Below are 19,849 nucleotides of genomic sequence, written 5' to 3'. Positions count from 1 at the left end.
CCGATTCGGCGCGCGATAGATCGCTGGGCACAGTGAAAGTTCATTCGTAGCATCGCGCGCTAATTCCCGGTTTACGTTGAAGTTTTTCCATTGCCCGCAGGTCCTGTGGATAACTCTGTTGAGAACTCGGCGAAAATTGTCGCGGATGCCCATCCGGTGGGCTCTCTGTCAGATTCGGCTTGTGCTGTGTGATTAAAAAACTTCAATAGAATCAACGCTTTTCTCGTGCGTGCGGCAGCGGACCTTTCAGTTGTATCCGAATCTGTTTGGAACGCCCGTATGTGCATAAGTCAAGTCTTGACAGCCTATTTTTCACCTCATAGCGATCCGAAGGCGCGCCGATACTGAATCGCCTCGCCGATCTGCGCGCCGCTCGGCATGGCCGCACCGGCGAGGTCCGCGATGGTCCGCGCGACCTTCAGAACCCGGTAATAAGCGCGCGCCGACCAGCCGAAGCGCTCCCCGGCTTCGCGCAGCAGGGTTTCGCCCGCCGCATCCGGGCGGCAGACTTCGTCTACTTCCCGTCCTGAGAGTTCGCGGTTGGTTTTGCCCTGCCGTTGCAACTGCCGTTCGCGAGCCGCGGCTACCCGCTGGGCGATGGCCGCGCTGGCTTCCCCGATCACGCTCGAACGTGCCGACAGTTCCGCCGATGTGAGCGCCGGAATTTCGATCTGGATATCGATTCTGTCGAGCAGCGGCCCGGACAGCTTGCGCAGATAGCGCGCCGCGATCTCCGGCGTGCAGCGGCAGCGTCCGCCGGGGTCACCGCGCCAGCCGCACGGACACGGATTCATCGCGGCGATCAACTGGCAGGCCGCCGGAAAATCCGCCTGCAAGGCGGCGCGCGAAATGGTGATGCGGCCGGCTTCGAGCGGCTCGCGCAGCGTCTCAAGGACATGACGATCGAATTCAGGCAGTTCGTCGAGGAACAGCACGCCGAGGTGCGCCAGCGTGATCTCACCCGGTTGAGGCGGATTGCGTCCGCCGACCAGCGCCGCCGCGCTCGACGAATGATGCGGCGCGCGAAACGGCCGCTGCCGCCACTGCGACGGCATGAAGCCCGTGCGGCTGGCGGACAGCAGGGCGGCTGAGCTCAGTGCTTCGTCGTCGGTCATGGGCGGCAGCAGGCTCGGCAAGCGCGCGGCGAGCATGGACTTGCCCGCGCCGGGCGGTCCGATCAGCAACACGTGGTGTCCGCCGGCCGCGGCGACTTCGAGTGCACGGCGCGCGGCGCGTTGGCCGATGACGTCGGCCATGTCCAGAGGCCTCGCGGCAGGTGCGATGTCGGCGAGGTTGGGAGCCGCAACCGGCGCGAGCCGCGAGTCCGGTTCGCCCGCGAGGTGGGCGCAGAGCGAGGGCAGGTCGGCGGCGCCGTAGACATCGACGCCGGGTACGAGCGCCGCTTCCGCTGCGCTCGCGGCGGGCAGGTAGAGCTGTGGCGTGGGATGGGCCTCGATCCGCTCTCCGGCCGACACTGCTGGGCCGGCCGCACCAGCCGCCGTCGAAGCGCCTCCATTCAACGCATCCGCACCGCGCGCCGTCCCGCACGCCATCGCAAACGCGCCGCGCATGGGCCGCAGCGCGCCGGTCAGCGACAACTCGCCGGCAAACTCGCGATGCAGCAACGACTCGGCGGGAATCTGCCCGCTCGCCGCCAGAATGCCCAGCGCGATCGGCAGATCGAAACGGCCGGATTCCTTCGGCAAATCGGCGGGCGCCAGATTGACGGTGATACGTCGTACGGGGAAATCGAAGTTGCAGTTCTGCAGCGCCGCGCGCACGCGCTCGCGGCTTTCGCGCACTTCCAGATCAGGCAGGCCGACGATCGAAAAAGAGGGTAATCCGTTCGCGAGGTGGACCTCGACGGTTACTTCAGGCGCGCGGCCAGAGGCCGGCGCGCGACTGCGCACCACGGCAAGCGACATGTTTTCTCCCGTCGGACGGCGCGCCGGGGCGCGCGCAAGTCCCCTAAAACGCTGATGACGTCACGGCTCGCTTGCCTGTGAAGTGGGCAGCACTGCGGCAGCGCTGACGCTGCGCAGTAGGGCGTTACGGCGTCTGGGTCGCGACCGGCAGCTTCTGTTCGAGCTCGGCGACGCGGCGCTCCAGTTCTTCAAGGCGCGCGCGGGTGCGCACCAGCACCTGTGTCTGCGTATCGAATTCTTCACGCGTGACCAGGTCGAGCTTCGAAAAACCCTGCGACAGCATGGCTTTGACGTTGCGTTCGACATCTTTGGCCGGCGAGTTCTTGAACAGCTCGCTCATGCGCGCCTGGAAGTCGTTAAAAACGTCGTTCGGTTGTTTCATGGTGTTCCCCTTGGTGCACAAAAAATGTGCATGTTTCGTTACGCCTGTGCTTTGTCACGGCGAATGGGCGGTCTTGGTGCATTGCCCGTTGCGTGCCGTTGCCGCATGAGCCCCTTTGGTGCGTGCCCGTGCGTTCAAAACCTTCGAACACTCTAGCAACGATCCAAACGCCGCGCCAGCGCGCCCGGCCCACGTTGGCCATCCGGCCAGGGCCGCTTGCGCCCCTTTGCCGGCGTGCCCGGTGCGCAGTCTGACACAACATGGCATGCGAGTTGCTGTTACTGCCCCGCGCGCACTGTCGGGAGCTTTTTACCGGCAGCGAAACGAGACCACGCGAACGGGTTACGAGTACGCAAACGGGTTACGCAACGGGTTACGCAACTTAGCGAGGGATTTCATGAAACTCATTACCGCAATCATCAAGCCGTTCAAGCTCGATGAGGCGCGCGAAGCCTTGTCGGCCATCGGCGTCTCGGGCATCACGGTGACGGAAGTCAAAGGCTTCGGCCGCCAGAAGGGCCACACGGAGCTGTATCGCGGCGCTGAATACGTGGTCGATTTCCTGCCGAAGGTGAAGATCGAGGCCGCCGTCTCGGACGACATCGTCGACCAGGCGATCGAGGCGCTCGAACGTGCCGCGCGCACCGGCAAGATCGGCGACGGCAAGATCTTCGTCACGCCGATCGAACAGGTCATCCGGATTCGCACCGGGGAGACCGGCGCGGACGCTCTGTAACAACAAAAGATAGCGACACAGATAAGCGACAAGAGGAAACGAAGATGCGCAAACTATTGATGTCCTTGCTGATGGCCGGTTCGCTGCTCGCGGGCGGTATCGGCGCCGCCCTCGCGGACGACGCTTCCGCCCCCGCAGCCGCTTCGGCCGCTGCTTCCGATACGACGGCGAGTGCGCCGGCGCCGGACGCTTCGGCTGCGCCTGCCGCCGCCGCGGCTTCGGCACCGGCCGCTGACGCGTCCGCCGCGCCGGCTGCCAGCGCCGCTGTCGCCGCACCAGCAGCATCGGACGCTGCGCCGGCTGCTCCGACCGCGCCGTTCTCGGTCGATTCGTCGAAGATCAATTCGGGCGACACCGCCTGGATGCTGACCTCCACCGCGCTCGTGCTGTTCATGACGATCCCGGGTCTGGCGCTGTTCTACGGCGGCATGGTCCGCAAGAAAAGCGTGCTCGCGATCCTGATGCAAAGCTTCGCGATCACCTGCCTCGTGTCGATTATCTGGGTGGTGGTGGGCTACAGCCTGGCCTTCACGCCGGGCAACTCGTTCATCGGCGGTTTCTCGCGCTTCTTCATGGCGGGCATGAACTACATCAAGGGCGACAAGGCCACGACGCTGACCGTCAGCCACCTGGCCCCGACGATTCCCGAAACGGTCTACGTCGTCTATCAGATGACGTTCGCGATCATCACCCCGGCACTGATCACGGGCGCGTTTGCCGACCGTATGAAGTTCTCGGCGATGCTGGTGTTCATGACGCTGTGGTCGATCATCGTCTACTCGCCGATCGCGCACATGGTCTGGGAACCGACCGGCTGGCTGGCTAGCGCGGGCATCCTCGACTTCGCGGGCGGCACGGTGGTGCACATCAACGCCGGTATCGCGGCGCTGGTCTGCGCGCTGGTGCTCGGCAAGCGTGTCGGTTACGGCAAGGAAGCCATGGCGCCGCACAACCTGACGCTCACGCTGATTGGTGGCGCGATGCTGTGGGTGGGCTGGTTCGGCTTCAACGCGGGTTCGGCAGTGGCGGCTGACGGCCGTGCCGGTTTCGCGATGTTTGCAACGCAAGTGGCAACGGCCGCAGCAGCACTCGCATGGATGTTCGCCGAATGGGCAACCAAGGGTAAGCCGTCGGTACTCGGTATCGTGTCGGGCGCCGTGGCAGGTCTGGTGGCGATTACGCCGGCTTCGGGCTTCGTCGGGATGACGGGCTCGCTGGTGATCGGCATTGCGGCAGGCGTGATCTGCTTCTGGTCGGCTACGTGGCTCAAGCACAAGCTCGGTTACGACGACTCGCTCGACGCGTTCGGCGTGCACTGCATCGGCGGGATCGTGGGTGCGCTGCTGACCGGTGTGTTCGCGGTCAAGGACATCGGCGGCGCGGACGGCAGTGTCGTTCTGCAAGCCAAGGGCGTGCTGACCACGTTGGTCTACAGCGGCGTGGTGAGCTACATCCTGCTGAAGGTGATCGATATGGTGATGGGCATTCGCGTGACGGAAGAACAGGAACGCGAAGGTCTGGACGTGAGCCTGCACGGCGAACACGTCGAATAAACTCCGGCAGTCGGCGCCGCCCGGCGGCGCTGACCCGACAGCAACAAGCGCAGCGATTTTGGCCCGCCTTTCATGGCGGGCTTTTTTCTTGGCGCTTATCTTGTAAACAGTAGTTTTCCCCGCCTATCATCACGATAGCGAGAATGCATTCGCATCCGCTTGCGAATGGAGAAACCGTCCCCAAATGGACAAAGCATTTGCAATACAATCTTTTTTCTCCAGTCTGCGAGTGATCAATGGTTCCGCACCTAGTTACGGCGTTAAACGGCCCGCTGCTCGACCTCGAGCGGAAGATCCTCGACGCCACGCCCGCCATCGAACGCTGGTTCCGGCTCGAATGGCAGGAGCACACGCCGCCGTTCTACTGTTCGGTCGACCTGCGTAACGCGGGCTTCAAGCTCGCGCCGGTCGACACCAATCTGTTCCCCGGCGCATTCAACAATCTGCCGCAGGAAGTGCTGCCGCTCGCCGTGCAGGCCGCGATGGCGTCGATCGAAAAGATCTGCCCGGACGCGAAAAACCTGCTGGTGATTCCCGAGCGCCATACCCGCAACGCGTTTTATCTCGAGAACGTCGCCCGGCTGGCGGCGATCATGCGTCAGGCCGGTTTGAACGTACGCTTCGGCACGCTCGACGACAGCATCAACGGGCCGGTCACGATCGCGCTGTCCGACGGCCAGAAGCTCGTGCTCGAACCGCTCGAACGCACGCCGCGGCGATTGGGGCTGAAGAATTTCGATCCGTGTTCGATTCTGCTGAACAATGATCTGTCGGGCGGGATTCCGCCGATTCTGGAAAATCTGCACGAGCAATATCTGCTGCCGCCGTTGCATGCCGGCTGGGCCGTGCGTCGTAAGTCCACGCATTTCTCCTGCTACGACGACGTCGCGAAGAAGTTCGCGAAGATGGTCGAGATCGATCCGTGGATGATCAATCCGTACTTCGCGCACGTGGAAGGCGTCGACTTCCAGGAGCGCACCGGCGAGGAAGCGCTGACCGATGCGATCGACGGCGTGCTGAAGAAGATTGCCAAGAAGTATCGCGAGTACGGCATCTCCGAGAAACCGTATGTCGTGATCAAGTCGGATGCCGGCACGTATGGCATGGGCGTGATGACGGTGCACGACGCCTCCGAAGTCGCCGCGCTCACCAAGCGCGAACGCGCCAAGATGGCCGCGACCAAAGACGGTCTCGAAGTGCACGACGTGATCGTGCAGGAAGGCGTGTACACCTTCGAACGGCTCGGCGACGAAGTCGCGGAACCGGTCGTGTACATGATCGACCGTTACGTCGTGGGCGGCTTCTATCGCGTGCATGGCAGCCGTGAGCGCGACCAGAATCTGAATGCGCCGGGCGCGCACTTCGTGCCGCTGGGCTTCGAGCACACGGCGCTGCCGGACGCCCACGCCAAGCCCGGCGCGGCGCCGCCGAACCGCTTCTATATGTATGGCGTGGTGGCGCGGCTGGGTTTGCTGGCCGCTTCGGTCGAGCTGGAAAAGACCGATCCGGAAGCGATTCAGGTTTAAGCCACCCAGGGTGGTCGATGGCGGCGCGTGCCGCCATTGTCATTTTCAACGCGTAGTTTGACGCTCAATGCCAAGCCCATCAGGGCGCACCGGGACCTTCATGGACATTCTTTTCATCGCCGATCCGCTCACGCAGTTCAAGATCTACAAAGACTCGACCTACGCGATGATGGCCGAAGCGGCACGCCGTGGTCACACGGTGTACGCCTGCGAACCGAAGCATCTGGCATGGACCGGCGGCGACGTCGAGGCGAACGTGCAGCGCTTCGCGATTGTCGGCGACGTGACCGATCTGCATCGCGACACGTGGTACGCAGCCGACGCACCCGCAGCGCGCTCGCTCAAGAGCTTCAGCGCCGTGGTGATGCGCAAGGACCCGCCGTTCGACATGGAATACGTCACGTCGACGTGGCTGCTTGAAATGGCCGAGCGCGGCGGCGCGCGCATCTTCAACAAGCCGCAGGCGATTCGCGACCATTCGGAAAAGCTGGCGATCGGCGAATTCGCAGAGTTCGTTACGCCCACGCTGGTCACGCGCGACGCAGCCCGTCTGCGCGCGTTCCACGAACAGCATGGCGACGTGATCCTGAAACCGCTCGACGGCATGGGCGGCATGGGCGTGTTCCGCGTGAAGGCGGACGGCATGAACCTGGGGTCGATCATCGAAATGCTGAGCCATGACGGCGCGCGTTCGGTGATGGCGCAGAAATTCATCCCCGAGATCAAGGAGGGCGACAAGCGCATTCTGCTGATCGGCGGCGAAGCGGTGCCGTATTCGCTGGCGCGGATTCCTCAGGGTAATGAAGTGCGCGGCAATCTCGCGGCGGGTGGCCTCGGCGTGGCGCGTCCGTTGACCGAGCATGACCGCAAGATCGCCGACACGCTCGCGCCGGTGCTGGCTGCGCGCGGTTTGCTGCTGGCCGGGCTGGATGCGATCGGCGACTGGCTGACCGAGGTCAACGTCACGAGCCCGACCTGTTTCCGCGAGATCATGGATCAGACCGGTTTCGACGTCGCCGCCATGTTTATCGACGCGTTGGAGCGCGCGGCGGCCTAACCTTGAATGCCCGCCACAGCCCCCAAACTGTGTAGTAAATCCGCATCAGGCAGAACACCGGCTTTGGAGCGAAAATGGGCCTGCTACAATGCCCGCTCTCCCGCGCCAAGCCGAATCGACGGCATCCGAGCGATGCCCGGGGCATAGGTTGCGGACTGTGATCGAGCCGTTTTTCAGCGCTGCCGGCGTCCTGTCCGGCACGGCGCCGGGCTCGTCAGATGATGCGTTCCGGTCCTCATGGCCCACGGCCGGTCGAGGGCGCTTGGGGCCAAGGCTTTGTCCTGGTCCACGGTTCGGGGCCGTTTTTTTGCAGTAAGGCTGATATGGCAGGCATTCTGATCATTGCGCACGCTCCGTTCGCCACCGCGTTGCGCGATTGTATTTCGCACATCTATGGTGGCTTGCCGGCACGCATCGGCGTGATCGACGTCTCGCCCGATTGCGATCCCGTTGAACGGGTTGCTTTCGCGAACGCCGAGATCGAACGTCTCCGGGAAGAAAACGGCGCGCTCGTGCTCACCGATATGTTCGGCGCCACGCCCGCGAATATCGCCGGTCGGCTCGCTTCGCTGCCGGACGTGCGCGTGCTGTGCGGCGTCAATTTGCCGATGCTGGTGCGCGCGGTCTGTTATCGCGCCACGCCGCTCGACACGTTGGTCGACAAGGCACTCTCCGGCGCGACCAAGGGCGTGCACGCGATCGGACCCGCCACGCCGGCGCCCGTCGCGCCATGCGCCGCCTCGGGCGATTGTCTGCCGGCCTTGCCGCCCGACGCGGCGCCAGGCGACTGTCTGCCCGCGCTGCCGGTCGGCGCCGACCTCACCCAGAAAACCGATTCGGCCGGCATCTAAACAGACCGGTCGGTTTGGCCCAGGCTTCAAACGCATTGCAAACGGTTTGCAGTTTCACCCTTCACCACAACACTTACCCGCGCTTCGGACCATCACATGCTGCAACAGGAAACGACTATTGTGAACAAGCTGGGGCTGCACGCGCGCGCGTCGGCCAAGTTGACGCAACTCGCGGGCAACTACCAGGCGGAAATCTGGATGAGCCGTAACGGCCGCCGTATCAATGCCAAGAGCATCATGGGCGTCATGATGCTGGCCGCAGGGATCGGCAGCACGGTGCTGATCGAAACCGAAGGCTCGGACGAAAAAGAAGCCATGGACGCATTGTTGAAACTGATTGCCGATAAATTCGGCGAAGGTCAGTAAGTTAAGCGTGCCGGTTGCGATAGGCAAAAACGCCGCGGCTATCCGCGGCGTTTTTTTTAGCGCGCGACAATGATTGGATGAAGACGCGCATGAGAGGCGCGCTTGCGAGACCTGTGAAAGCGAAACGAAGCGGCAAGCAGGTTCGGTTCAGGTTTGCGTAGTCCGAACGCAAGCTGAGTGAAGGCGGATTGTCGCGCCGCTTACGATTTTTCGTGCTGCGCTGCACACAGGCCCGGCCTACGTGCAAAGAGCGCGGAATTTATAATGACGACGAGAGTCTGAGAGCATTGCAGCGGTTTGCCGCGGCATCACACAACTAGAGGAGGTGCGCGTGTCCTTCACGCTGCATGGAATTCCCGTGTCACGCGGTATTGCCATCGGGCGGGCTTATCTGATCGCCCCGGCCGCACTTGACGTAGACCACTATCTGATCGAACCCGCTCAGATCGAGGGCGAGGTCGAGCGCTTTCGCGCGGCGCAGCAACAGGTGCACCATGAGCTCGACGCGTTGCGCGCCGATCTCGCGGCCGATGCGCCGAGCGAAATGGGCGCGTTCATCAACGTTCATTCAATGATCCTGAACGATGCGATGCTCGTGCAGGAAACCATCGATCTGATCCGCACGCGCCGCTATAACGTGGAATGGGCGCTGACCGAACAGCTCGAGCGTCTGTCGCGCCACTTCGACGATATCGAAGACGAATATTTGCGCGAACGCAAAGCCGATATCCAGCAGGTGGTGGAGCGGGTGCTGAAGGCGTTGGCGGGGGCGTCGGTGGCGCTGGTGGACGGCGTGCATGGCGCGTGCGACGAAATGATCGTGGTCGCGCATGACATCGCGCCGGCCGACATGATGCAATTCAAAACGCAAACGTTTCAAGGCTTCGTCACGGATCTCGGCGGCCGCACCTCGCATACGGCGATCGTCGCGCGTAGTCTGGGCATTCCGGCCGCGGTGGGGGTGCAGCACGCGAGCGCGCTGATCCGCCAGGACGACCTGATCATTGTCGACGGCGATCATGGCATTGTGATCGTCGATCCGGCGCCGATTGTGCTCGAGGAGTACTCGTACCGTCAGAGCGAAAAGGCGCTCGAGCAACGCAAGCTGCAGCGGCTGAAGTTTTCGCCGACGCAAACACTGTGCGGCACGCGCATCGAACTGTGCGCGAATATCGAGTTGCCGGACGACGCAAAGGCGGCGATCGATTCAGGCGCGACCGGTGTGGGGCTGTTCCGCACCGAGTTCCTGTTCATGAATCACAAAGACCGTTTGCCGGAAGAGGAAGAGCAGTTCGGCGCATACCGTCGCGCGGTCGAGTTGATGAACGGGCTGCCGGTCACGATACGCACGATCGACGTGGGCGCCGACAAGCCGCTCGACTCGATGAGCGGTGGCGACAGCTACGAAACCGCCGCGAACCCCGCGTTGGGGCTCAGAGCGATTCGCTGGAGCCTGTCCGAGCCGCAGATGTTCCTCACGCAGTTGCGCGCGATTCTGCGTGCATCGGCGTTCGGCACCGTGAAGATTCTGATTCCGATGCTCGCGCACGCGCAGGAAATTGACCAGACGCTCGACCTGATTCGCGAAGCCAAGCGTCAGCTGGATGACGCGGGCATTGCCTACGATCCGAACGTGCAGGTCGGCGCGATGATCGAGATTCCGGCCGCTGCGATTGCGTTGCCGCTGTTCCTGAAACGGCTCGATTTCCTGTCGATTGGCACCAACGATCTGATCCAGTACACGCTGGCGATCGATCGGGCGGACAACTCGGTCGCGCATCTGTACGACCCGCTGCATCCGGCGGTGCTGCATCTGATCGCCTTCACGCTGCGCGAAGCGAAACGGGCGGGGGTGCCGGTGTCGGTGTGCGGAGAAATGGCGGGCGATCCGGCGTTGACGCGCTTGTTGCTCGGCATGGGCCTCACCGAATTTTCGATGCACCCGAGTCAGATACTGGTGGTGAAGCAGGAAGTGCTGCGCTCGCATCTGAAGACGCTGGAGAAACCGGTGGCCGACGTGCTGGCTTCGTTCGAGCCGGAAGAAGTGCAGGCGGCGCTCAAGCGGGTGACGCTGGTTTGATGTTTCGACGCTTCTAAAGAAAAACGCCGCACTGAAAAGTTGCGGCGTTTTTTATTTGGCCTGGCGGTGCAGTCGCGTCAAGCTGGATGCGTGTGCCCGCATACCGGGCAATCCGATTGCCGTGCAATGCGCATTGTGGTCCATTCCATTCGCAGCGAATCGAGCATCATCAAACGGCCCACCAGCGGTGTGCCGATGCCGCCGATTACCCGCAGCGCTTCAGCGGCCTGCATCGAACCGATAATGCCGACGGTCGGCGCGAACACGCCCATCGTCGAACACGCGACTTCTTCGAACGGCTGGTCTTCCGGGAACACGCACGCATAGCAGGGCGAGGCTTCGTCGCGGAAGTCGAAGGTGCTGATCTGGCCGTCGAAGCGCAACGCCGCGCCGGACACGAGCGGCACGCCGTGCTTCACGCAGGCGCGATTGATCGCGTGGCGCGTTGCGAAGTTATCGGTGCAATCGAGCACGACGGTCGCGTGCGGCACTTCGCGATCGAGCCAGGCATCGTCGATGCGCTCGTCTACCGCGTTCACCACGACCTCGGGATTGATCTGCGCGAGCGCGTCGCGCCCGGACTCCACCTTCTTGCGCCCGACCGATGCGGTCACATGCAGGATCTGCCGCTGCAGATTGGTTAGATCGACCGTGTCGGCATCGACCAGCGTCAGACGGCCGACGCCTGCCGCCGCGAGATACATCGCCGCCGGCGAGCCCAATCCGCCCGTGCCGACGACGATGGCGTGCGCGTCGATAAAACGCTGCTGCGCCTCGATACCGATTTCGTCAACGAGGATGTGGCGGGAATAGCGGAGGAGTTGATCGTCATTCATGGCGGGGCGCGTGTGAGTGTGCGCGCTGTGAAACGCAGACAAGGGGTCTGCGCTGCGCGTTGTCGTTATTTTAATCGCGCGAAGGAGGTGGCTGATGGCGTGCGGCTGATACCGGGTGTCTTTGCCGCGATGGTTTGCGGCGAAGACACCCTGAGGCGCACGCTAAAGCTTGCTGCTTACTTGCTCGGCGCGGCGGCGGCCGGAGCCGATGCACCCGGAACCGGCTGGGTCGGCTTGACCGCGACCGGCGCGGATGCCGACGTTGCCGGCTTGCTCTGCGCCAGACGCCGCTCGCTCAGCGACTTCGATTCCTGCACCGGCTTGCCTTCGAGCTTGTTCAACGCCTGTTGCAGCATGAAGTCGTCGTTCGAGCCGAATTCCACCGGCTTGCGCTCACGATCCTTCTGGCGCTGTTCCGGCGTCTTCTTGTCGTTCTGCTCTTCGAGGATACGCAGTTGTTCCATGCGATCCGTTTCACGCTGTTCCGCTTCCTTCTTCTCGTTCGGGTCTTGCGTGTTCGCAAGGTGATTCGAGTAGTCGACTTCGCGCGTGACGAGTGCGTCGTCCGGATCGCCTTCGGCGTACTGGTCGACCGCGATGTCAGGACGGATGCCCTTGTTCTGGATCGAACGGCCGCTCGGCGTGTAGTAGTACGCCGTGGTCAGACGCAGCGCGGTGTCCGCGGTCATGGGGCGCACGGTTTGCACCGAGCCCTTGCCGAAGGTGGTCTTGCCGACGATCAGCGCACGGTGCTGATCCTGCAGCGCGCCCGCAACGATTTCCGACGCCGACGCGGAGTACGCGTTGGTCAGCACGACCATCGGTACGGTCTTGAAGATCGGCGCTTCGTCTTTCAGCGGATCGCTGTCGAAAGACTGCAGACGGTAGTTGTCGTAGGTATCGCGGTAGACCTGCTTCGAATCCGGAATCTGGCCGTTGGTCGATACCACCACCGAATCCGGCGGCAGGAACGCGCCGGCCACGCCGACCGCGCTTTGCAGCAGACCGCCGCCGTTGTTGCGCAGGTCGAGCACGAGGCCCTTCAGGTTCGGCTGCTGACGCGCGATGTCTTGCAGACGAGCGGCCAGATCAGGCGTGGTGCGTTCCTGGAAGCTCGTGATGCGGATATACGCGTAGCCCGGCGCAAGAATCTTCATCTTGACCGACTGGACCTTGATGATTGCGCGCGTGACCGTGAGCGGGAACGTGCGGTCGTCGGTCTTGCGGAAGATCGTGAGCGTGACCTTGGTGCCGGGGTCGCCGCGCATCTGCTTGACCGCCTGGTCGAGCGTCATACCGCGAACCGGCTTGTCGTTGATACGCGTGATCAGGTCGCCCGGACGAATGCCGGCGCGGAACGCGGGCGTGTCTTCGATCGGCGAAATCACCTTGATCAGGCCGTCTTCCGACGAAATTTCGATGCCGAGACCCGCGAAGCGACCCTTGGTCTGCTCCTGCAGTTCTTCGTAATCGGTCTTGTCGAGATACGACGAGTGCGGGTCGAGACTCGCCACCATGCCCTTGATGGCGGCGGTGAGGAGCTTCTTGTCGTCGACCGGTTCGACGTACTCGTGCTTGATTTGCCCGAACACTTCGGCAAAGAGCCTGAGTTGGTCCAGCGGCAGCGGCGTGGCGGTGCTTGAAGCGGCGCTGGCGGGTTGCTGGGCCGAGGCCGAAAGTTGCAGGGTGGCAAATACGCCGGTAGCAAGGCCCGCGGCAATCAGGCCGATATTTTTCAGGTTCTTTCGCATAGAGTCTGTTGCGGTCGGAAGCGCGTGGCAGCGTCGATAGAGATGGGGACGGACAAGTATAACTGCACACCCGCCCACAAAGGGCGCAGCGCAGGCAATCGTGATTCGACAGCGCAGGCGGGGCCTGGTTCGTGAGATCGTACCCGCGACGCGGAAGTAATGTGCGGTAACGGCCAAGGCGCGTGCGCGATGGCACGTCTTGCGTGATGAGCAGCATGTCGGCCGGTATCTCTTGCCTCCCGCACATGGCTGGAACATGGCTGCAAGGTGGCGTGGAAGTGGCCGTGCTGCAGGGGAGGGCGAAGGCCGGAACATCGGCCTTCGCAGGTGACGCTGATCAGCCGGCCTTGCCTTGCTTGGCGACCGCGGCTTGCGCCTTGGCGATCGCGTCCTGGTCGCCCAGGTAGTAGTGCTTGATCGGCTTCAGGTTCTCGTCGAGTTCATAGACGAGCGGCACGCCGTTCGGAATATTCAGCCCGACGATGTCGTCGTCGGAAATATTGTCGAGGTACTTCACCATGGCGCGGATCGAGTTGCCGTGCGCGGCGATCACCACCTTGCGGCCCGACTTGATGGCCGGCGCGATCGACTCGTTCCACAGCGGCAGCACGCGCGCGACCGTGTCTTTCAGGCACTCGGTGAGCGGCAGTTGTTCGCGCGGCACCTTGGCGTAACGCGGATCGTCGTACGGCGCGCGTTCGTCCGTCGGCTCCAATGCGGGCGGCGGCGTGTCGTAACTGCGGCGCCAGACCAGCACCTGCTCGTCGCCGAACTTCGCTGCGGTTTCGGCCTTGTTCAGGCCGGACAGCGCGCCGTAGTGGCGCTCGTTCAGGCGCCATGAATGCACCACCGGCAGGTACATCAGATCCATCTTGTCCTGCACGTGCCACAGCGTGCGGATCGCGCGTTTGAGCACCGACGTGTAGGCGATATCGAACGTGTAGCCCGATTCCTTCAGCAGCACGCCTGCCTGCTGCGCTTCCCGGTTGCCCTGTTCGGTGAGGTCGACGTCGACCCAGCCGGTGAAGCGGTTTTCCTTGTTCCACGTCGATTCGCCGTGGCGGATGAGAACGAGTTTGTACATGAGATTGCCGGTCGGTAGTAAGGAAGCGGTAAAAGCGTTGCGAGGGCTCGTTTGACGGAGCGTCGCCATCGCGTCAGACGGTTATTTTATAATGGCTGGATTGCCCTTTTCGATTTCTCTCTTTTTCGGCGGATTTTCCGTGAAGTTTTTCACTGATTACACAAACCTTGTACTGATCGCGATCGTCCTCATCTCCGGTGGGTTGCTGCTGTGGCCGACGATCATGCGGCGCGGACGCGGCGGCCTGTCGGCCGCAGAAGCCACCCAACTGATCAACCGGCGCAATGCGGCGGTCATCGATCTGCGGCCGTCCGCCGAGTTCGCCAAGGGCCATTTGCCCGCGGCACGGCAGCTTGAATTTGCCGAATTGCAGGCGAAAGTCGCGCAACTCGTCAAAAACAAGAACAACCCGGTGCTGCTGGTTTGCCAGACCGGCCAGCAGTCGAACAAGGCAGCGCGTATCGTGCAGGATGCAGGGTATGCCGAAGTCCATGTTCTCGAAGGTGGTGTCGACGCCTGGCAGAAAGCCGGTATGCCGGTCGTGAAACAAGGAGCAGCCAAGTGAACAAAGTGATCATGTACAGCACCCAGGTGTGCCCGTATTGCCAGATGGCCGAACGTCTTTTAAAGTCGCGCGGCGTCGAGCACGTTGAGAAGGTACTGATCGACAAAGACCCGGCCCGTCGTGAAGAAATGATGACCCGGACGGGTCGTCGCACGGTGCCGCAGGTGTTCATCGGCGAGACGCATGTCGGCGGGTACGATGACCTGTCCGCGCTCGATCGCGCGGGCGGTTTGATGCCGCTGCTCGAAGCAACCGCCTGAATTCGCGCGCCTGCGGGCGCTTGAACGGGCGGGTGAAAACCAAGCCGGCGCATCCTCGCCCGATCCGGGTGGGCGGCGCGCCGCAACGATCTGGCGGCCCATGCACGTGGGCCGCCACCTTGCATACCTATCAGGAAATCACTTCATCATGTCCGACGAGAATAACCAGCCGTTCTTCAACATCCAGCGCATTTACCTGAAGGACATGTCGCTCGAGCAGCCGAATTCGCCGGGCATCTTCCTCGAGCAGGAAATGCCGTCGGTGGAAGTGGAAGTCGACGTGAAGGCCGAGCGCCTCGCCGACACCGTGTTCGAAATCCTCGTCACGGGCACGGTCACGGCCAAGGTGTCGGACAAGGTCGCGTTCCTGATCGAAGCCAAGCAAGCCGGCATTTTCGACATCCGCAACATTCCGGCCGAGCAGATCGATCCGCTGGTCGGCATTGCCTGCCCGACGATCCTGTTCCCGTACCTGCGCTCGAACATCGCCGACGCGATCACCCGCGCCGGTTTCCCGCCGATCCACCTCGCCGAGATCAACTTCCAGGCGCTGTACGAGCAACGCCTCGCGCAGATGGGCGGCCAGGAAGGCGCGGCGCAGAACGGCGTCACGCACTAAGTGTCCGAGGCAGTGCCGGCTATGAAGGTGGCTGTCCTTGGCGCCGGCGCATGGGGCACCGCCCTCGCCGGCCATCTGGCCGTACGGCACGACACGGTGTTGTGGGCGCGCGAAGCCGCGCTCATTGCCGACCTCTCCGCCTCGCACGAAAACGCCCGCTATCTGGCGGGCGTTGCTTTGCCTGCGGCGCTTCGCTATGAAGCCGACCTGAACGCGGCGCTCGACCACGCGCTGTCTGACGACGCGTTGTGTGTCGTCGCAACGCCCGTGGCGGGTCTGCGCGCTCTGTTTCAGGCCATGCGCGACACGGGCAAAGTGCCGGCGCATGTGGTGTGGTTGTGCAAAGGTTTCGAAGCCGATTCGCAGTTGCTGCCGCATCAGGTGGTGGCGGCCGAACTGGCGGGGCATGCCAGCAATGGTGTGCTGTCCGGTCCGAGTTTCGCGCGCGAAGTCGGGCAGGGCTTGCCGGTCGCGTTGACGATCGCGAGCGGTTCGGCGACGTGCCGCGAACGCACGGTCGCCGCGTTTCATCATGGCGCGATGCGCATCTATACCGGCGACGACGTCGTCGGCGTGGAAGTGGGCGGCGCGGTGAAGAACGTGCTGGCGATCGCCACGGGCATCGCCGACGGTCTCGGCCTCGGTCTGAACGCACGGGCCGCGCTGATCACGCGCGGCCTGGCCGAAATGTCGCGCCTCGGCGTGACGCTCGGCGGACGGGCGGAAACGTTCACCGGGCTCACCGGTTTGGGCGATCTGATCCTGACCGCCACCGGCGACCTGTCGCGCAATCGTACGGTCGGCGTGCAACTCGCCGCGGGCCGCACGCTCGACGACATTCTCGGCGGCCTCGGCCACGTGGCAGAAGGCGTGCGTTGCGCGCAAGCCGTTCTGGCCATTGCGCGCGCCCATGCGATCGAGATGCCGATCACGCAGGCGGTCTGCGCCGTGCTGTTCGACGGCGTGGCGCCGCGCGACGCCGTCAGCGCCCTCTTGCGGCGCGATTCCAAAGCTGAATAAGCGTTGTCTTTCAGCCGTTTAGCGCGCAAAAGCGCTGAACGGCTGGCCGCCTTCGCGGTCCACGATTGTTATCGACGCATCGGACTAGCGAGGTTCCCATGCTCAATGTCAATCTGAACCGACGCGCCGTCAGGCGCCGCCGTCGAAGCCAGTCTGACGCCACGCCTCGAACACCACGATCGCGACCGTATTCGACAGATTCAGGCTGCGGTTGCCCGGCCGCATCGGCAGGCGCACGCGCTGTTCGTTGGCGAACTGGTCGAGCACCGTGTCGGGCAGGCCGCGTGTTTCGGCGCCGAACACGAACCAGTCGCCGGATTGAAAAGCGTGCTCGTGAAAGCGGCCCGAGCCGCGCGTGGTGAACGCGAACATGCGCGCCGGGTCCGGCGTTTCCTTGGCAACGAACGCGGCCCAGTCGGCGTGCACGTTCATCTGCGCATACTCGTGATAGTCGAGGCCGGCGCGGCGCAGCTTGGCGTCGTCGAGCGGAAAACCGAGCGGCTCGATCAGATGCAGCCGCGCGCCGGTGTTGGCGCACAGGCGGATCACGTTGCCGGTGTTCGGCGGGATTTCGGGTTCGACGAGGACGACATTGAACATGGTGGGATGAGATCGGTGGAGACTAGTTTTTCGGGGTGCGCAGCGCGACGAAATTGGTGACCCGGCGCGCGCCGGCTGCTTTAAGCGTGCGCGCCAGCGCTTCGAGCGTGGCGCCGGTCGTCATCACATCGTCGACGATGCCCACGTGCAGACCGTCGACACTCGCCCTGACCTTGAACGCGCGGCCCACGTTCTGGCGGCGCGCGTCGAGATCGAGCCGCGACTGCGGCGCGGTATGGATCACCCGCTCCAGCAAGGTGGCGTCGCTGCGCAGTTTCAGCGCGCGAGCCAACGGTCTGGCGATCTGCCAAGCCTGGTTGTAGCCGCGCTCGGCGAGACGTTGCCGCGCTAGCGGCACGGGCGCGATCACGTCGGGCATGTCCGACGCATCGCGCCACGAGTCGTGCGCCAGACGCGCAAGGCGTTGCGCAAACTCGCGCGCCAGCATCAGTCGGGCGCGGAATTTCAGACCGACCGCCAGCGTGTCGAGCGGCGCGCGGTAGTCGGCGAGGGCGAAAGTCGCGTCGAACGGCGGCGGCTCGCTGATGCAGTCCGCACATCGGTATCGCGTGTGACCCGCCCAGCGCGTTGACGCGAGCGGCGCCGCGCAAGTAGTGCAGCGCACGCTGCTCTCGTTCCAGTACGCTTCGTCGCAACACGCGCACAGCGCGTTATGCGACAAATTGCCGCATAACGCACAGAGATTCGGCAACGCGGCCTGCATCACGTGCGGCCACGCCGAACGAAGGCCATGCGCGAAACGCGCGAACCGGCCGCCGGATGACGAAGAAAATGGTCGGAGTGCCACGATTGGAGGGCCCGCGCAGGCCGTTCCCGCTGAATGGAAGGAAACGAACGAGTATACTTCCTGCTCTACGCCAGCACGACACCCATGTCCCCAACTCCCGCTCAATCAGGCCGTCCGGCCTACGATTCACGGCGTCTCCGGCGCATCTTCGACCGCCGCGCGGTGACCTTCGACGACGTCGCGTTCCTGCCGCGCGAGATCGCGCAGCGCATGCGTGAGCGGCTCGATTACATCAAGGTCACGCCGGCGAGCGTGCTCGACGCCGGTTGCGGCGCAGGTGAAGACCTCCCCGCGTTGCGCGAGCGCTTCCCCGAAGCGCCGGTCTTCGGCACCGACCTGTCGCACGGCATGCTGACCCGCGCGTTACACCATGACTCGGGCGACACGAGCTGGCGGCGCTTCCTGCCGGCGTCGCTCGGCAAGGCGCTCGGCGCCCGCGGTCCGCGCTTCGCGCAGGCCGACTTCTCGGCGCTGCCGTTCACGGCCGGCGCCTTCGAATTCATCTGGTCCAACCTCGCGCTGCATTGGCACTCGCGGCCCGATCTCGTGTTTCCCGAGTGGCAGCGCGTGCTCAAGGTCAACGGCCTGCTGATGTTCAGCACGCTCGGCCCAGACACGCTCAAGGAATTGCGCGGCGCCTACGCCGAGGTCGAGGCCGCGCACGGCATCGCCTCGCGCAAGCATGTGATCGACTTCGTCGATATGCATGATCTGGGCGATATGCTGGTGGAGAGCGGCTTCGAAATTCCTGTGATGGATCAGGAAGTGCTCACCATTACCTATAAGTCGCCGGAGTCGCTGCTTGCGGACGTGCGTCGCTGGGGCGCCTATCCGTTCGAGCGCGCGTTCGAGCGTGAAGCGTCCGCGGGCGGCGCCGCGCGTCGGCTGCACAAGGCTTTGCTGGCGGCGCTCGAAGCGCGCCGGCGCGCCGACGGCACCCTCGCGCTGACCTTCGAGGTGATCTACGGACACGCATGGAAAGCCGTGCCGCGCACCACCGCCGAAGGTCACGGGATCGTGCGAATCGAGGACATCGGACGAGGCTCGTCGAGGAATCGTTGAAGCGGTAAAGACGACATCTGTTATGTCTGAAATTTCCACTTCAAAAGACGCGCAAAAGCTGCGTCAAAACGGCGCGGAGGCTTGTCGCACCGGGCTTTTGGGCCATTTGGCCCTTGCTTGTGGATGCTATGGATCGCGCCTATAATGCGTCAGTTTGTCGCCCGGAGTCCCCACATTTGGGGCGGCAGGCCGGAGGCAAAGTACTGCATGATGAGGAGACTCGGTTGTGATCGGGCGGCTGGTTCAGAAGGCCGCGCCACATGACCGAAAGCGGCGGTTCGCAGGAGGCAGCGATGGAAGCATCAGATCTGCTGGCGGATTCAGAACCAGTTCTCAAAGACTGGACCATGAAACGCAACTGTTCGATATCGCCGCGGCAGTTCGTCGGTTTCTACGTATCGCTTGCGTTGTTCTCGTTGGCAATTGCTTTCATGCTGGTTCTGGTCGGCGCCTGGCTGGTGTTGCCGTTCACCGGTATCGAATTGCTGGCGGTGGGTATCGCGTTTGCCATATACGCGCGTCATGCTGTGGATTACGAGCGCATCCGGTTGTTTCCGAACCGGCTCGTGATCGAGCAGGTCAGCGCCGAGAAGCTTACGCAGTTCGAATTCAATCCGCGCTGGGTGCGGATCGAGCCGGGCGCAACGCCGCGTGACCAGATCAAACTGGTCTCGCGTGGCCAGACGATCATGATTGGGCAACATCTCGCGCAGTATCGGCGCGCGCAGTTCGCAGGTGAATTGCGTATGTGGCTCACGCGTTATTAGA

General features: G+C 63.4%; 20 protein-coding genes. 13 read left to right on the top strand and 7 right to left on the bottom strand.

Features of this window, described 5'->3' with window-relative positions; all coding sequences use genetic code 11:
- Positions 1-317 precede the first annotated feature (317 nt).
- Complete coding sequence (locus GGD40_RS10950) at positions 318-1,925, bottom strand: YifB family Mg chelatase-like AAA ATPase (protein WP_179743699.1); 1,608 nt, start codon at positions 1,923-1,925, stop codon at positions 318-320.
- A 124-nt stretch (positions 1,926-2,049) separates the two neighbouring features.
- On the bottom strand, positions 2,050-2,307 hold the full coding sequence (locus GGD40_RS10945; protein WP_035553708.1) for an accessory factor UbiK family protein: 258 nt from the start codon (positions 2,305-2,307) through the stop codon (positions 2,050-2,052).
- A 397-nt stretch (positions 2,308-2,704) separates the two neighbouring features.
- Between GGD40_RS10945 and GGD40_RS10940 the strand changes: the two genes are divergently transcribed.
- The 7 genes from GGD40_RS10940 to ptsP all read left to right on the top strand — a co-directional run bounded on the left by GGD40_RS10940 (position 2,705) and on the right by ptsP (position 10,476).
- Positions 2,705-3,043, top strand: coding sequence for a P-II family nitrogen regulator (locus tag GGD40_RS10940; protein WP_006048089.1), 339 nt, complete (start codon positions 2,705-2,707; stop codon positions 3,041-3,043).
- Between the two features lie 44 nt (positions 3,044-3,087).
- Complete coding sequence (locus tag GGD40_RS10935) at positions 3,088-4,596, top strand: ammonium transporter (protein WP_179743697.1); 1,509 nt, start codon at positions 3,088-3,090, stop codon at positions 4,594-4,596.
- Between the two features lie 236 nt (positions 4,597-4,832).
- Entirely contained in the window at positions 4,833-6,122 is a 1,290-nt protein-coding gene (gene gshA / locus GGD40_RS10930) for a glutamate--cysteine ligase (protein WP_179707077.1), read from the top strand.
- Positions 6,123-6,222: 100 nt separating this feature from the next.
- Positions 6,223-7,179: a glutathione synthase gene (gene gshB / locus GGD40_RS10925; protein ID WP_179743695.1), complete on the top strand. Its 957-nt coding sequence runs from the start codon at positions 6,223-6,225 to the stop codon at positions 7,177-7,179.
- 323 nt (positions 7,180-7,502) lie between these two features.
- Positions 7,503-8,030 (top strand): PTS sugar transporter subunit IIA, encoded by a 528-nt coding sequence (locus GGD40_RS10920; protein WP_035553699.1) that lies wholly within the window; start codon positions 7,503-7,505, stop codon positions 8,028-8,030.
- Between the two features lie 96 nt (positions 8,031-8,126).
- Entirely contained in the window at positions 8,127-8,396 is a 270-nt protein-coding gene (locus tag GGD40_RS10915) for an HPr family phosphocarrier protein (RefSeq protein ID WP_012431596.1), read from the top strand.
- 331 nt (positions 8,397-8,727) lie between these two features.
- Positions 8,728-10,476, top strand: a complete 1,749-nt coding sequence (gene ptsP / locus GGD40_RS10910) for a phosphoenolpyruvate--protein phosphotransferase (RefSeq protein ID WP_179707073.1) — start codon at positions 8,728-8,730, stop codon at positions 10,474-10,476.
- Positions 10,477-10,553: 77 nt separating this feature from the next.
- Here the strand turns inward: ptsP and GGD40_RS10905 are convergent, their stop codons facing one another.
- From GGD40_RS10905 to gpmA, 3 genes are all read right to left on the bottom strand, one after another.
- Positions 10,554-11,312, bottom strand: coding sequence for a HesA/MoeB/ThiF family protein (locus GGD40_RS10905; protein ID WP_179743693.1), 759 nt, complete (start codon positions 11,310-11,312; stop codon positions 10,554-10,556).
- Positions 11,313-11,488: 176 nt separating this feature from the next.
- Positions 11,489-13,063, bottom strand: coding sequence for a S41 family peptidase (locus GGD40_RS10900; protein WP_179743691.1), 1,575 nt, complete (start codon positions 13,061-13,063; stop codon positions 11,489-11,491).
- Between the two features lie 337 nt (positions 13,064-13,400).
- On the bottom strand, positions 13,401-14,147 hold the full coding sequence (gene gpmA, locus GGD40_RS10895) for a 2,3-diphosphoglycerate-dependent phosphoglycerate mutase (protein WP_105510842.1): 747 nt from the start codon (positions 14,145-14,147) through the stop codon (positions 13,401-13,403).
- A 139-nt stretch (positions 14,148-14,286) separates the two neighbouring features.
- Between gpmA and GGD40_RS10890 the strand changes: the two genes are divergently transcribed.
- The 4 genes from GGD40_RS10890 to GGD40_RS10875 all read left to right on the top strand — a co-directional run bounded on the left by GGD40_RS10890 (position 14,287) and on the right by GGD40_RS10875 (position 16,611).
- Positions 14,287-14,712 (top strand): rhodanese-like domain-containing protein, encoded by a 426-nt coding sequence (locus GGD40_RS10890; protein ID WP_179708876.1) that lies wholly within the window; start codon positions 14,287-14,289, stop codon positions 14,710-14,712.
- A complete protein-coding gene (gene grxC, locus GGD40_RS10885) occupies positions 14,709-14,972 on the top strand; it encodes a glutaredoxin 3 (protein WP_007179466.1) in 264 nt (87 codons plus the stop codon). Before GGD40_RS10890 ends, grxC begins: the two co-directional genes overlap by 4 nt.
- A 148-nt stretch (positions 14,973-15,120) precedes the next feature.
- Positions 15,121-15,591, top strand: coding sequence for a protein-export chaperone SecB (gene secB, locus GGD40_RS10880; protein ID WP_054035743.1), 471 nt, complete (start codon positions 15,121-15,123; stop codon positions 15,589-15,591).
- 21 nt (positions 15,592-15,612) lie between these two features.
- Positions 15,613-16,611, top strand: a complete 999-nt coding sequence (locus GGD40_RS10875) for an NAD(P)H-dependent glycerol-3-phosphate dehydrogenase (protein ID WP_179743689.1) — start codon at positions 15,613-15,615, stop codon at positions 16,609-16,611.
- A gap of 129 nt (positions 16,612-16,740) precedes the next feature.
- Here GGD40_RS10875 and trmL read toward each other — a convergent pair whose 3' ends face one another.
- Together trmL and GGD40_RS10865 are read right to left on the bottom strand one after the other, a co-directional pair.
- Entirely contained in the window at positions 16,741-17,211 is a 471-nt protein-coding gene (trmL, locus tag GGD40_RS10870; RefSeq protein ID WP_035553679.1) for a tRNA (uridine(34)/cytosine(34)/5-carboxymethylaminomethyluridine(34)-2'-O)-methyltransferase TrmL, read from the bottom strand.
- A gap of 22 nt (positions 17,212-17,233) precedes the next feature.
- Entirely contained in the window at positions 17,234-17,935 is a 702-nt protein-coding gene (locus GGD40_RS10865) for a ComF family protein (RefSeq protein WP_257030499.1), read from the bottom strand.
- Between the two features lie 168 nt (positions 17,936-18,103).
- Between GGD40_RS10865 and GGD40_RS10860 the strand changes: the two genes are divergently transcribed.
- Entirely contained in the window at positions 18,104-19,081 is a 978-nt protein-coding gene (locus GGD40_RS10860) for a methyltransferase domain-containing protein (RefSeq protein ID WP_179743685.1), read from the top strand.
- Between the two features lie 293 nt (positions 19,082-19,374).
- Positions 19,375-19,848, top strand: coding sequence for a DUF2244 domain-containing protein (locus GGD40_RS10855; RefSeq protein ID WP_179707061.1), 474 nt, complete (start codon positions 19,375-19,377; stop codon positions 19,846-19,848).
- The last annotated feature ends 1 nt before the right edge of the window (position 19,849 follow it).

Origin of the sequence: Paraburkholderia bryophila, assembly GCF_013409255.1 — a bacterium.
In the GTDB taxonomy this organism is placed as follows: Bacteria; Pseudomonadota; Gammaproteobacteria; order Burkholderiales; family Burkholderiaceae; genus Paraburkholderia.
Note: the sequence above shows the minus strand (reverse complement) of the source record. Positions and strands in the feature narration are given on the sequence as shown.